We start from the raw sequence: 15,101 nt of genomic DNA, 5'->3' as shown, positions 1-15,101 counted from the left end.
AAAGCTATCTACGCAATGTGATCTTTGTTTCGGCCACTCCGGCGGATTACGAGCTTGGCCTCACCCAGGGCGAGATCGTCGAACAGGTGATCCGCCCCACCGGCCTGCTGGATCCTGAAGTCGAGATCAAACCCATACGCAACCAGGTGGACGACCTGATAACCCAGATCAGGCAGAGAGTGGCCAAAAACCAGAAAATCCTGGTCATGACCCTCACCAAGCGCATGAGCGAGGACCTGAGCGTCTATCTGCAAAACGCCGGGATCAAGAGCAAATACCTGCATAGCGAGATCGACTCGATCGAACGGGCAAAGATCATCAGGGAACTGCGCCTGGGCGAATTTGACGTGATCGTGGGAGTGAACCTGCTCCGCGAGGGGCTGGACCTGCCGGAAGTATCGCTGGTGGCCATCCTGGACGCGGACAAGACCGGCTTCCTCCGCTCAGCGCGCTCTTTGATCCAGATCTCGGGGCGCGCGGCCAGAAACATCGACGGCAAGGTGGTCCTCTATGCCGATGTGATCACCGACGCCATCCAGCAAACCCTGAGCGAAACCAACCGCCGCCGGGCCAAACAACTGGAATTCAACGCCCGGCACGGGATCACACCCCAATCCATCAGCAAGACCATCGAGCAGATCATGCAGTCAACCGCGATCGCCGAGGGCTATGCCTCCATCGACAAGGCCGAAGCAGCCGATGAGAAGCCCTCCAAGGACGATTTCTACCAGTATCTGGACCTGGACAACAAGGACAAGCTCTTGGGCCTGCTGAAAAAAGAGATGAAGCGGGCCGCCTCCAGGCTGGATTTTGAACGGGCCGCGGAACTGCGCGACAAGATCCTGGAGCTGGAAAGATAGTTTGTCTGGGAAAGCGGCAGTTTTATTATTCGGAACGGCAGGGTTGTTGTGGCACCGGCAGTTTTGTTGTGCGGGACAGCAGGCGAAGGTTCGGAACGGAAGGGCTTTGCTGAAGGCTCCTACGGAGCCTGTCATACGAGGACGTATGACATTCCAGTCAGACCGTCCACCCTGTAGCCAGAGCTTTCCAAAGCTCTGCACGATCCCAAAATGAAAGATAACCAAAATGCGGAGGATCGGAATCCTCTGGCTACATTTGCGGAGTTTCGGTATCCTCCGGCTACCCTGCCCCGGATTTTAATGTTTAATCATTATCATGGTAAAGGGGATTGAAGCGAGCCTTTTTTTCTTTGCCCACCTCATTGCCCCGCAATCAGATAAAGATTATCCTGTGTTTTGGCCAAAGATTTCCCTTGCGCCGAGGCTGTTTTCTCATCCGTATATAAATATAGGAGGGCATTTTTCTCAAATGCCAAAGGAAAGATTCCCGGACGCGTCCCGCCCGATAATCGCCGGCTGGGCGGGCATCCGGCGGGATACGGGCAAGGAACCTGAGCTGGGATTTCAAGGGAAAACAGGGCTTGCGGAACACCGGTTTCAGCCGGTCGTTTCACCAGCTTCAGCTGGTTTTTTGCGTGGTGCCGTGGAGAGCGGGTGCAGATCTCCGGTTAAGCTGCATATGGGTAATCGACCCGGTCCGCGAGATCCGGGAAAACGTCGTTAATCGAGGTGGAGCTTGATTCCCAGCGGCCGGTGGTCCGAGATCTGGTTGGAATAGTTGGCCCAACTGCCCATGTACTGCTCCACATTGATCACGCGGCACTCACTGTCGGGCCGTTCGAAGGCGGCGAAGAGCTCGTTGGTGATGATGATGTGGTCGATGTGGGAAAGGTAGCTGGGGTAGGAAACATTGTTGTAGGTGGGAGCAAGGGCGATGGCCATGTCCGCGAACAGGTATTCTTCAGGCTTGTCCAGAAAGCTCAGGAACACGTTGTATTCGCGGGGTTCGGCGATCTGGTCGTTGAAATCGCCCACGAGCAGCACCCTGTCCTCCGGAAAGTTATCGACCACATATTGGTCCAGCAACTGGCAGGCCAGCCGGCGCCGGTATTCCTCATCCCAGGGATCGTTTTCGTCGATGAAGTTGTCCCCGAACGCCTTAAGGTGATTGTTGATAACGATGAAATCCCGGCCCTGAAAGACAAAATCCAGGATATAGGGTGCCCGCGGGAAAGGGTTGGTCTGGCCTTCAAAAATGGTATAGGCGTCGTTGACCTGGATCGTGCGGGTGTCGTAAAGATAGGCCAGGCGGTAGCTGTTGGTGGCATTATACACGTAGCCCGAATAGTTGGGGATCTGGTCGGCCAGAGCGAAAAAGGCGCTGTAATCCATGATCTCCTGAAACGCGAATACGTCCACCTTCATCTGGGGAACGATCTGCGCCAGGGTCTGGATCGTAGAAGTTGTCAGAGGAAAAGTGCGCAGATTCCAGGTGACGACGTCCAGCGATTCGTCCGAACCGAAATGGAGGATGCTGACGTCATCCGGCGGAGTCAGATTGACATTGGTTCCGCAGCCGAAAATGATCAGGGCGAAAAGCAAGAGCAGAGGCACATGTTTGACGTTTTTATGCATTTGGTTTTCCTTAAAGTTTCATCTTAAGAAAATAGTCCATAGCAAGAAATTAACCAAATCCAAAAGTTCCTTAATTCTGAAACCCGTTTCGGAATGGTTTTTGCATATACCTATGCTAACTTCACGGGAGGAAGTCATGAAATCACCGATCATTATAGCTATATTACTGAGCCTGAGCATCTTGCAGGCGGCGATGCTGGAACAATACCAGGAATCGCCGCTTGGCCTGAGCGCCAGGTTGGATAACATCCGCAGCCTGCCCGAGCTGGAAATGCCGCCCGCGGATGAGGAATTCCCCGAGACCACCCTGATCTCCAAAACCTACGCCCTGCCTTTCCAGCAGGCCGAGCTGCAGGTGCAAAGCCTGCAATGGAACGTGTTTGACGCCAGCGGCAACTTCCTGTACACGGAACAGAACAGGAACATCAACGCGCTGAGCATTGGCAACAGCTTCACTTTCAGGGAAATGCAGGGCTTCACCGTCCTCATCGAGACCCAATTGAGCGACGGAGAAAACATCCGCACCCTCAGCACTGCGGAATTCTCGCTCAGCGGCTGGCAGCCCATCACTCTGCCCCAGACTGTTTCCCCGGCTTTCATCGACGCCTACAAGGAATTGGCGGACAATTACCAGACCTCGTATCTGCGCGACCTTCCCGTCGCCCGGCCCAAAATGCTGATGCTGAGCCATGGCAACCTGACGGCCTACCAGGCCGATTTTGTCCGCTGGAAACGCTCCCAGGGCTTTGACATGTATGTGGTGAACAAATCCGAGATCGGCAGTTCCCTGAACGACTACAAGCAGTTCATCCAAAACCATTACGACCAGTACCGCTGCGATTACCTGCTCCTGTTGGGCGACGTAACCGGCTCCTATTCCATCCCCACGGCGTTCTATCCTTCTCCCGAATACCAGGAGAATGACGCCGACGACCATCAATACACGCTTCTGGACGGTGACGACTACTTCCCGGAAATGCTGGTGGGACGCCTCTCTTTCAACGACATCGCCGAATTCATGACCATGGCCAACAAGTCTGTCAGTTACGAAAAAACGCCTTTCATGACCAACACCGCCTGGATGACCCGCGGCCTGGCCGTGGCCGGAAACTATGCCGAAGGCGGCCTGCGTCCGATAACTCCGGTGCAGATGTCACGCTGGCTGCGGGACAAGATGCTCAACTACGGCTACGCGGCTGTTGACACTGTCTATTATCCGCCCACCTATCCCGGAACCTCCAATATCATAACCTCGATCAACCAGGGAGTCCAGTTCATCAGCTACCGCGGCTGGGGCGACGCCAACGGCTGGCACTATCCCTCCTTCCACGTGCCGGACCTGAATTCCACCACCAACGGGCCCCGGATGCCGATCGTCTTTTCCATTGTCTGCAACACCGGGGATTTTGCCAACACGGTCAATCCCAGCTTCGGCGAGAAATGGATGCGCATGGGCTCGGTCGCCCAGCCCAACGGCTGCGTGGCCTTCGTGGGGCCCTCGGACCTGCACACCAAGACCCGGCTGAACAATTCCATCTCCAGCGGCGCTTTCCGCAGCATCTTTGATTTCGGTGTGCGCGGATTCGGCTCCAGCGTGCTGATGGGCAAGATGGAGCTCTACAAGAACTTCCCCAATGATATCGGGCCAAACCAGTATGTCTCCTTCTATTTCCACGTCTACAACATCCAGGCCGATCCCAGCCTGAACATGTGGGTGCTGGTGCCGGAAACCATCCCGGAAAGCGTGATCCAGGGCGGGCTGAGCTTCTCCCAGAGCGATTCGCACATCCGCATCAACTCCCCGGGAAACAACGGCGCCATGGTCTCCGGGACCAAAAACAGCACCGATTTCAGCTATGCCAAAGTCCAGGGCGGATTCGCCATCCTGCCGATCGATCCGGAACAAAGCGGCGACCTGACCATAACGGTTTCGCAGCCCAACTTCGTGCCTCTGGTGCGGACCCTTGCTCCAAACGAACCAGCCGGGCTCGGCATCGTGTCCAACAACGCCGCCGGCATGGTTTTGCACCCCAATCACAGCTTCGACGCCACTTTGACGCTCAAGAACTATGGCACGGCCAGCTTGACGGTTCCGACTCTGTCGATCACCGCTTCCGCGAACGCCACGATCGATTATCAAAGCACAGACATCACCATCCCCGCGAACGGAACGCAGACGATCAATTTCCAGATCCAGGGCTGGCCTGAGATCCAGCCCCGCGACGCGATCACCTTCACCCTGAGCAGCGTTTCCCCCGCCTTCTCCCAAATGTTCCAGATGTGGGGCGGCGGAGCTGAATTCACCATTCTGGGCAGTTCCGGGACCTTCAACATCGGCCAGACCTCGCCCATCAGCTTCGAGATCATGAACACGGGCTCGACCGCCCTGACCAACGCCTATGCCCAGATCCTTTCTGTGAGCGACGCGGCCCTCTATCCTGCCGAACCCATCAGCCTGGGCGCCATCGATATCGGCGAGACCAAGACCATCAACACCACCATCTCCGTATCCGCCAATGCCTGGCACGGCTGCAATTTGCCTCTGCGGATCACCGTCATCGATTCGGAATACACCACGACCGCATCATACGCCGTCTCGGCCGGAACGGCAATCAACACCTCCCCCACCGGTCCCGACGCCTATGGCTATTACGCCTATGACAGCTTCGACGCGGGATTCGCTCAAACCCCGGTCTATCAATGGATCGAGACCGATCCGGCGCTGGGCGGGCAGGGCAGCGTCTGGCTGATCATGGACGACGGCTCCAAAACCATCGACCTGCCTTTCACATTCAGATTCTACGGTTTGGATTACGATCAACTCACCATGTGCTCCAACGGCTGGGTCTCCCTCATGCCCACGACCATGGAGGATTTCTACAACCACTATATCCCCGCCGCCCTGGGGCCCTACGCCATGATCGCCGGATACTGGGACGACCTCAAAGGCATGAAGACCGGCACGGATCCCGATACCGGGGCCGGCTTGTTCAACGACATCCGCGTGATCTATTGGCACGACAGCGCCAACGACCGGTTCATCGTGCAATGGAACGACGCCTACAACCAATACAACATCGATCTGATGGAGAACGCCTCGCTGGAGAAATTCCAGATCATCCTCTATCCGCAGACCGACAGGGACGGTGATATCGTGGTTCAGTACCATACTGTGGACAATCCCGGAACCACAACCAACTACTGCACGGTTGGCATTGAAAATCATCTGCAAACAGAGGGGCTTGCCTACACCCACGGCAATGTCTATCCGCCAACCGCCACACCCCTGCAAGCCGGTTTGGCGGTCAAATTCACCACCGTGGCCCCCTACGCTTTCGTCTCCAACGACGACCAGGTGATGGCCGCGCCTTTCCAGTTGGAACAAAACTATCCCAATCCCTTCAATCCCAGCACCACCATCGCTTTCTCCGCCCAAGACAGCGGAAACGCGCGCCTGGATATCTTCAACACCAAAGGCCAGTTGGTTCGCACTCTGCTCAATAACGAAGTCCAACGCGGAGATCACCGCCTTAGCTGGAACGGTACCGACGACCATGGTATGCCCGTTGCTTCCGGATTGTACCTTTACAAGCTTGACCTGAACGGACAAAGCCAGACCCGCAAGATGCTGCTGATGAAATAACAAGCACCCATAAATTGCCTGGGGCGGGGAGTTTTTTCTCCGCCTCTTTTTTTAACGGTGCAGGATTGCGAAAAAAGCGTCAGGAATATCTTGGGGAGCGGCAGTTTTGTTGTGCGGAACGGCAGGCGTCCCCGCCTGCCAAAGCCCGCAGGGATTTATGGAAGGCTCCTGCGGAGCCTGTCATACGAGGATGTATGACGTTCCGATCCTTTTTTCGCCTGTAATACTATAACGCATGACGTTCCCCACAAGCTTGTCGCTCTTTCCCTTCGTATTGACGCCCCCATCACCTTCGCCTCACACATTCCCAATGTTGTTCGGGATGTGTAGGGCGAATGTGCCACCGGCATGAGGCGCAGGAAAGAGGATTGATCTTTTAAAAAAGCGAGAATTGGGAAGCTGGGGAAATTTGCGAATGAACCAGCTCCGAAGGTCAACAGATTACCGCCTGCAAATATCAATCCACCTCTATTCCCACGGGTCATTCCCTTTCCGTAAGTGTTTGCCGCTCACCGCAGTTCATGGCCAGGCAATTTTTTTATTGACACAATGGGTGATTTCAGACAGGATAAAAAAATCTCATATTTCGATCGAGGTAAACCGCCATGAAGATGGAAGATCTAAACTATTTCTACACCAAGTTCAAGTTCGGTGAGGACATATTCCACCAGTTGATGCAGAAGCGGGTGCGGGACATCCTGTTGGTTTCCACGTTTTACGACGCTTTCATCTTTGAACAGGACGGCCGGCTTTCGGAACAGATCTTCGGGGAATACCGCCAGCTGAATCTGAGCACGGCGCCCCGCATCACCAGCGTACCCACGGGCGCGGACGCTTTGGAAAAGCTGAAGGACCATCGCTATGACCTGGTGATCACCATGATGCGCATCGGGGAGATCGGACCCTTTGAGCTTTCCAAGAAGATCAAGCAAAAACATCCCGACCTACCCATCCTGCTGCTGCTCAATGTCGCCTCGGACTATATCATCTGGGAAAACCATCCCGAGGATAAATGCCATATCGACGACGTCTTCCTCTGGAACGGCGACACGAAGCTCTTTTTGGCCATGGTCAAGAGCGTCGAAGACAAGATGAACGTGGATTTCGACACCGCCAACGGCCTGGTGCGCGTGATCCTGTTGGTGGAGGATTCCGTGCACTACTATTCCATGTTCCTGCCGTCGCTCTACAGCGTGATCATGCGCCAGACCCAAAGATTGATTGAGGAGGAGGTGAGCGACGTGAACAAACGCCTCCGGATGCGGGTCCGGCCCAAGGTGATCCTCGCCCACAACTATAACGAGGCGATCCAGACCTATGAAAAATACAAGGAATACCTGCTCTGCCTGATCTCGGACGTGCGCTACAAGGTCGATGGCGAGGAAGACCCGCTTGCCGGGGTGAAGCTGATCAAGCACATCAAGGGGGAATTTGCCGACCTGCCCATGATCCTGCAATCCTCGGAAGAAAAGAACGAGAAAACGGCCGAGGACCTGGGCGTCCACTTCCTGAACAAGAATTCCAAGAACCTCTTCGGAAAGCTGCGCAATTTCATGGTCTACAACCTTGGCTTCGGCAATTTCGTCTTTCGCAACGCCAAAAACGAAGTGATCGATGAAGCCGCCAACATCGCCGAATTTGAACAGAAGATCCTCCACGTTCCGGACGAAACCCTGGTTTTCCATAGCAAATTCAACCATTTTTCAAACTGGCTGATCGCCCACGGAGAGGTCCAGATCGCCAAACGCCTCCGCCCGATGCGGATCGAGGACTTTGCCAGCAAGGACGAGCTGCGCAATTTTCTCCACCAGACCTTCCGCAATGTGCGTATCGACAAAAACAAGGGCAAAATCATCAATTTCGACGCAGTATCGCTCACCGAGATGAACCAGATCATCCGCCTCACCGAAGGCTCGCTGGGCGGCAAGGGACGCGGACTGGCCTTTCTTAACGCGCTCCTGGTGACCATGGATTTCGAGAAAAAGTTCGAGGACATCAGCATCTCCCTGCCCAGCACGGCCATCATCGGCACCATCGAGTTCGACCAGTTCGTGGAATCCAACGGCATCCTGGAAAAGATCCAGGACAAGAGCGATGAAGAGATCGACGCCATCTTCATCAGCGGGCAGCTCACAGAACTGCTCGTCCAGCGCCTGGAGATCTATCTGGACGGGGTGCATTACCCCATCGCGGTGCGCTCATCCAGCCTGCTCGAGGATTCGCAGGCCCAGCCCCTGGCCGGGGTCTACCGCACCTTCATGCTCCCCAACAACCATCCCGACAAGATGTACCGGCTCAGGCAGTTGATGGACGCGATCAAGCTGGTGTTCGCCAGCGTCTATCTGAGCGACGCCCGCAACTTCCTCGAAGCACTGAACTTCAAGGCCGAGGAAGAAAAGATGGCCGTCATCATCCAGGAGACCGTGGGTTCCCTCAAAGGCGAACATTTCTACTATCCCCATATCTCCGGCGTGGCGCAATCCTACAACTTTTACCCCACCAGTTACATGCAGCACACAGACGGGATCGCCAACATCGCCCTCGGCCTGGGTAAATCGGTGGTTGAGGGCAAACTCAATTTCCGCTTCTGCCCCCGCTATCCCGAAACCGAGATGCTGCCCCAAACCGAGATGGTGCGGACGGCCCAGAAGGATTTCTACGCCTTGGACCTTTCCCTGAATGACTTTGACCTGACCAAGGGCGAGGAAATCACCCTGGCCAAGCTCACACTCAAGGACGCGGAAAAGCATGGCGTATTGCGCTATCTGGCCTCCATCTGGGACTATGAGAACTATCGCCTGACGGATAACCTCGAAGAGCGCGGGCTGAAAGTGCTCACCTTCTCCGGGATCCTGAAATACAACTATTTCCCCCTGGCCAAGATCATCGAAGAGCTGCTGGAGATCGGCGAGATCGCCCTCGGCATCCCCGTCGAGATCGAGTTTGCGGTGAACCTGGACCATAACCCGGAAACCGGCGGCAAACCCAGCTTCTACATCCTCCAGGTCCGGCCCCTGTCCGTGAACACCGACGCCTACCGGATCGACACCGCCTCCCTGGACAAGAGCGAATTGCTGATGTACACGGAACACGGCATGGGCAACGGCGTGATCAACGAACTGACCGACGTGGTCTACCTCGATCCCAGGAAATTCGACAAGACCAAGACCGTGGAGATGCAGGAGGAGATCGAACGCTTCAACGCGGAAATGGCCAAACAGGGAAAACGCTATATCCTGATCGGACCAGGGCGCTGGGGCTCTCGAGACAAGTTTTTGGGCATCCCCGTGCGCTGGCCCCAGATCAACCGCGCCAAGGTCATCCTGGAAACCGGCCTGCGCGATTTCATCGTGGAAGCCTCACAGGGTACGCATTTCTTCCACAACCTGGTGGCCATGAACGTGGGTTATTTCACCATCCCCTTTGTGTCCAGCACGGACTTCGTCGATGTGGAATGGCTGTATCAGCAGCCTGAAAAGGAACGCGGCAACTACTTCGTCCACCTGGAATTTGATCATCCTCTGATTGTGCGCATGGACGGCAAAACCGGCCTGGCCGTAATCCACAAGTAGAGGAATGGGCAGATGCTGTCTGGAGAATTGAACAGGATCTCGCTCGGAGGGGGCAACCGCTCATGATCACCTCAAATTACTGGTCGATCGAGCTGGAACAGCTTGACCAGATGACGCCCCGGCGGGTCCAGCACATCCTGATGATCGCCTCACTTTACGATTCCTTCGTGTTTGAAGTGGACGGCTTTCTGGCCGAGCAGGTGCTCGAGGATTTCCATCTGATGAATCTCTCCACCCAGCCGGTCATCCACCACACTTCCTCTCTGGATAGCACAATCAGCCTGCTGGAACTGGAAAAGATCGACATCATCATCATCCATCTGGCTTCCATGCGTTCCATCGCCCTGGAACTGGTGAGCCGGATCAAAAAGCTGAAGCCGGAACTGCCGATCTTTTTCCTGATGGGCGCGCCGCAGGACCTGATGTTTGTGGAAAACCATCTCGAGGAACTGCGCGATGTGGAGGATTTCTTCTATTGGAACGGGGATTCGAAGCTCGTTTTGGCCATCATCAAGCAATGGGAATTGATCCAGAACATCGACCACGACGTCGCGCTCCTGCCCATTCCGCTCATCCTCGTGGTGGAGACCTTCATCCCCTACTATTCCCAGTTTTTGCCCCTGCTGCAGGAACAGGTCATGCTCCTGAACCAGACCGTCATCCTGCGCGAACACCAGGATGTGAACAAGACCCTCTACATCAAGGCCCGCCCCCGCGTCATGCTCCTCCACGATTATGACAGCGCCGTGGCCTTCCACGCAAAGTACTCCGCCAACATCATCGGCATCGTCAGCAACGTCAATTACCACTACATGGGCTCGTCTTTCCGGGACGGAGGGATAAACCTGCTCCAGCACATCCGGAAACACGATCCCCACCTCCCCTTCCTCCTGCAAAGCTTCAACCCCAAATACAACGATATCGTCACCAGCAACGAAGGTGAATTCCTCTACAAGGACCTGCCCGGATTGAAGACCAGGATCAGGCGCTGGCTGGAAAACGAGATCGGCTTTGGCAAGTTCGTCTTCCGCCTGCCGGACCAAAGCGTCATCGGCGAGGCTGAATCCCTGATCGGGCTGGACCGCCAGTTGAGCTCCATCCCGGAAGTAAGCCTGCTTTTCCACTATCAGAACCGCCACGTCTACAACTGGCTGCGCACCCACGCGGAACTGGCCCTGGCCAAGTACATCGACAAATTCCGCGACATCGGCGAAGCCCAAATCCTGCGCGACCGGATCGGCGAAGCCTTCGAATCGCTCATTTCCTACCGCAGAAGGGAAAAGATCCAGGATTGGAACAGCGAAAGCGATTTTCAGCTCAACCTCATCTACAAAGTGGGAGACGATTCCATCGGCGGCAAGGGTCGTGGGTTGGCCTTCCTGAACGTGGTGCTGAACCGCTACAGCAACATCTGCGAAAGATACCCCGAGGTCCAGATCAGTGTGCCCGTGGCGGCGGTTCTGGCCACCGGCATCTTCGATTCCTACCTGGCGGCAAACCCGCCTCTGCTGGCCTTGCTGGACGACGAGGAAAAATACTCCGACGCAGAGATCGACCAGCTCTTTCTTGATGCCCGCCTACCGGAGACTGTGGTGGCGGTGCTCGAACAGATCATCAACCAGGGCGTGTTTCCCCTGGCCGTGCGTTCTTCCTCGATCCTGGAAGATTCGATCGCCAATCCCTTCGCCGGCGTGTTTCGCACCTATCTGATCCCCAACAGTAATCCCGACCCCAGGATCCGCCTGGAACAGCTCATCCAGGCAGTCAAGCTGGTCTATTCCTCGATGTTCCAAAAATCCGCCCGGGTCTACCGCGAGAAACTGCACATCCCCGCCCGCGAGGAGAAGATGGCCGTGATCATCCAGAAAGTGGCCGGCTCCGCCCATGAAGACCATTTCTATCCTTTGGTCTCCGGAGTCGCCCAATCCTACAATTTCTATCCCGGCACGAACATGGGCCACGAGGACGGCGTGGTGACCCTTTCCACCGGTTTGGGCAAAACGGCGGTCGAGCGCGAACGGACTTTCGCCTTCTGCCCCCGCTTCCCGAACAAGGACATGTTCAAACCCACGGACATCGTCGAGGCCGCCCAACGCCATCTTTACACCATCCAGCCTTCGCTAACGGAGTTTGACCTCAGCAGCGGGGAAAAGGCCTCCCTCTCCAGGCTGCGGATCAGCCAGAAACTCTGCGAGACCAGCCTCAGCCTGCTTTCCTCGGTCTGGGACTATGAAAACAAGGAATTCAAGGACGGCAGGCATATCCCCGGCCCAAGGGTGATCACCTACCGCAAGCTATTGCACTACAACGAATACCCCCTGGCGCCCATCATCCGCGACCTCCTGCTGCTGGGCAGGGAAGTCCTCGGCTGCGAGATCGAGATGGAATTCGCCTTCGACGTCGACGAACACAGCGGTATGGCCTCTTTCCATCTGCTGCAGGTCCGCCCCATCGCCGTAAACATCCACCATTATTCCCAGCCCCTGGAAAAATACGCGGCCAGCAAACAGGACCTGATCGTATATTCTTCCTACGCCCTCGGCAGCGAGATCAACGAGGAATTGGATACCATCCTCTACATCCCGCCGGAGAAATTCGACATCGTCAAAACGGAGGAAATGGCCAGGGAACTGGACGACATGAACCAGGCAATGCGGGACTCCGGAACCAAATATGTCCTCATTGGGCCAGGACGCTGGGGCTCGAGCGACCGCTTCCTGGGCATACCCGTGAACTGGAGCCAGATCTGCAACGCCCAGATCATCGTCGAGGTCGTGCTGCCCAATATGTCCATCGAGGCCTCCCACGGATCGCACTTCTTCCACAATCTTTTTTCCATGAACGTTGGCTACCTCACGGTTTGGGAGAAAGCCGCAAATGACTGGCTGGATTGGACTTGGCTGGCCTCTCTGGAAACCCTGGCGGAGGGCCAGTACTTCCTGGCTAAAAAAACTCCCCGGAATATGAAGTTTTTATTTGACGGAAAAAACGCCGTCATAATTAAGTGAAACGTATGTGTCCAAAGTCGAATGAACAAGCAACGAACATAGGCTCAGCGCCGCTACCGGCCATCAAAGCGTCCAAATCATCCATCACATAAAGAAAAATCATACTGGAGGTATGTTTAATGACAAAACACGAATTTCTGCATCAAGTCTCCGCCAAGAACGCTGACCAACCTGAATTCATCCAGGCAGTCACCGAAGTAGTCGAAACGATTTGGGATGTCTATGATTCCAATCCGCAGTACAAGAAAGCCAAGATCCTGGACCGGATCGTCGAACCCGAACGCACCATCCTCTTCCGCGTCCCCTGGCAGACTGACACCGGCGAAGTGATGGTCAACCGGGGCTTCCGCGTCGAATTCAACAGCGCCATCGGCCCCTACAAGGGCGGCCTGCGCTTCCACCCCAGCGTCAACCTGGGAATCCTCAAATTCCTGGGCTTTGAACAGATCTTCAAGAACAGCCTCACCACCCTGCCCATGGGTGGCGGCAAAGGCGGCTCGGATTTCAACCCCCGCGGCCGTTCCGACGAGGAAGTGCAGCGTTTCTGCCATTCCTTCATGCTGGAGCTCTTCCGCCATCTGGGCCCGAACACGGACGTCCCCGCCGGCGATATCGGCGTCGGCAAGCGTGAGATCGGCTTCATGTACGGCATGTACAAAAAGATCATGAACGAGGTCACCGGCGTCTTCACAGGAAAAGGCCTGGATTGGGGCGGAAGCCTCATCCGCCCGCAAGCCACAGGCTACGGCACGGTCTATTTTGCTGACGAAATGCTCAAGACCCGCGGCAACAGCTTCGAAGGCAAAAAAGTCCTCATCTCCGGCTCCGGCAACGTTGCCCAATACGCCATCCAGAAAGTCAACCAGTTGGGTGGCACCCCGATCACCGCTTCCGATTCCGACGGCTTCATCCACGATCCGGACGGCATCAAGGGCGACAAATGGGAATTCCTGATGGAGCTCAAAAACGTCAAGCGCGGCAGGATCAAGGAATACGCCGATGAATTTGGCGTCAAATACTACGAAGGCGCCCGTCCCTGGATCATTCCGGGCGACATCGCCCTCCCCTGCGCCACCCAGAACGAGATCGACGGCGAAGAAGCCAAGACCCTCGTCAAAAACGGCTGCATCTGCGTTACTGAAGGCGCGAACATGCCCACCACCCTCGAAGGAGTGGAAGTGTTCCTCGGCAACAAGATCCTCTACGGGCCCGGCAAAGCCGCCAACGCCGGCGGTGTGGCAACTTCCGGCCTGGAAATGACGCAGAATTCCATGCGCATCTCCTGGACCAGCGAAGAGGTCGATGCCAAGCTCCAGGTGATCATGAAAGCCATCCACGCCCAGTGCGAAACCTATGGCAAGGACGGCAGCTTCATCAACTACGTCAAGGGCGCCAACATCGCTGGATTCATCAAGGTGGCCAACGCCATGATGGACCAAGGATTGATCTAAACCATCAATTGTTATGCCCGGGGAAAGTGATCTTCGCTTTCCCCCTTTTTTTTGCTCCGCGCGAGGCAAGAACGAAAAAGGGAAACAGGGCAAAAGGGAAAATGGGAAAAAGGGAAGCTGACGCATGCCGGAACACCAGATTTATCTGGTCGTTCCACCGATTCATCTGGCTTTTCTCGATATTCGCGGGGTTTTGCTTCACCGGTTAAATCTGGCGGTCTGGCTCAAAATCACCAAATCACAACCAAATCACAAGCCTTGTGACTTGGCGACTCACTGTCCCGCAATCACTTAAGCCACCAAATCACAAAATCACACATTCCTACGGGAGGGCGCCGTTCCGCAGTCGGGGACCTAAATGCGTAGTAAGAGAATGGCTGTCATCCCGGCTCGGGAGCCAGTGTGAATAGTGAGTGAAGGGTCTCAATAAGTCCCGTAGGGACGGCATTTTAGATAGCACGTGCAGCCCCAAACATATCTCCAGAGTCCCATGGGGACGGCATATTGGGAGGCGTCATCTTCATAGGCCAGAATGAGATACATATCTGATATGTCGTCCCTACGTGACTCATGCAAACACCTAAAACCAACGTAGCTATCTAAAATACCGTCCCTACGGGACTCTGTGGTGAGTTTTCACACAGCCTCCTGCGCCGGGATGACAACGCTCCTGGGTCTGGCAGATCCGAGGGCTCATAGGCAGGGACGACAGGTGCTGGTGGTTCTGGTTTTGAAACAAATAACATATAACTACAAATATGATATACATATACAAAAGACAATTATTACATATAAATATATTTCTATATATCATTATAGGATATCCTCTCACCCCCATCCTGCAGGGCCAGCCTGGCAAAGAGCACCCCAGCCGGGGATCCGTCCTGTCCAGCCTAAGAAAGCGTCCGGGACCGGAGAAATCATCTACTCTC

At 55.4% G+C, this 15,101-nt stretch carries 6 protein-coding genes; 5 read left to right on the top strand and 1 reads right to left on the bottom strand.

Annotation, left to right across the window (positions count from 1 at the left end):
• The coding region (locus K0B87_02720) for a UvrB/UvrC motif-containing protein (GenBank protein ID MBW6513651.1) at positions 1-860 on the top strand (860 nt) is incomplete at its 5' end.
• A gap of 720 nt (positions 861-1,580) precedes the next feature.
• Here the strand turns inward: K0B87_02720 and K0B87_02715 are convergent.
• Positions 1,581-2,495 carry an endonuclease/exonuclease/phosphatase family protein gene (locus tag K0B87_02715; protein ID MBW6513650.1) on the bottom strand — a complete coding sequence of 305 codons (915 nt, stop codon included), beginning with the start codon at positions 2,493-2,495 and terminating at the stop codon, positions 1,581-1,583.
• Positions 2,496-2,631: 136 nt separating this feature from the next.
• On the opposite strand from K0B87_02715, the gene K0B87_02710 reads away from it, so the two are divergent.
• The 4 genes from K0B87_02710 (at position 2,632) to gdhA (ending at position 14,169) form a co-directional block, all read left to right on the top strand.
• Complete coding sequence (locus K0B87_02710; protein ID MBW6513649.1) at positions 2,632-6,138, top strand: T9SS type A sorting domain-containing protein; 3,507 nt, start codon at positions 2,632-2,634, stop codon at positions 6,136-6,138.
• 605 nt (positions 6,139-6,743) lie between these two features.
• Positions 6,744-9,710, top strand: coding sequence for a hypothetical protein (locus K0B87_02705; protein MBW6513648.1), 2,967 nt, complete (start codon positions 6,744-6,746; stop codon positions 9,708-9,710).
• Between the two features lie 62 nt (positions 9,711-9,772).
• Positions 9,773-12,718 (top strand): PEP/pyruvate-binding domain-containing protein, encoded by a 2,946-nt coding sequence (locus tag K0B87_02700; GenBank protein MBW6513647.1) that lies wholly within the window; start codon positions 9,773-9,775, stop codon positions 12,716-12,718.
• Positions 12,719-12,837: 119 nt separating this feature from the next.
• Positions 12,838-14,169 carry an NADP-specific glutamate dehydrogenase gene (gene gdhA / locus K0B87_02695; GenBank protein ID MBW6513646.1) on the top strand — a complete coding sequence of 444 codons (1,332 nt, stop codon included), beginning with the start codon at positions 12,838-12,840 and terminating at the stop codon, positions 14,167-14,169.
• Positions 14,170-15,101 lie beyond the last annotated feature (932 nt).

Source organism: Candidatus Syntrophosphaera sp. (assembly GCA_019429425.1).
Lineage (GTDB): Bacteria > Cloacimonadota > Cloacimonadia > Cloacimonadales > Cloacimonadaceae > Syntrophosphaera.
This window is presented reverse-complemented; position numbering and strand designations above follow the sequence as displayed.

What these genes read in the sequence shown, in the direction of transcription:
- K0B87_02715 (MBW6513650.1), bottom strand. Translation starts at nt 2,495, where the DNA reads ATGCATAAAAACGTCAAACATGTGCCTCTGCTCTTGCTTTTCGCCCTG.
- K0B87_02710 (MBW6513649.1), top strand. Translation starts at nt 2,632, where the DNA reads ATGAAATCACCGATCATTATAGCTATATTACTGAGCCTGAGCATCTTG.
- K0B87_02705 (MBW6513648.1), top strand. Translation starts at nt 6,744, where the DNA reads ATGAAGATGGAAGATCTAAACTATTTCTACACCAAGTTCAAGTTCGGT.
- K0B87_02700 (MBW6513647.1), top strand. Translation starts at nt 9,773, where the DNA reads ATGATCACCTCAAATTACTGGTCGATCGAGCTGGAACAGCTTGACCAG.
- gdhA (MBW6513646.1), top strand. Translation starts at nt 12,838, where the DNA reads ATGACAAAACACGAATTTCTGCATCAAGTCTCCGCCAAGAACGCTGAC.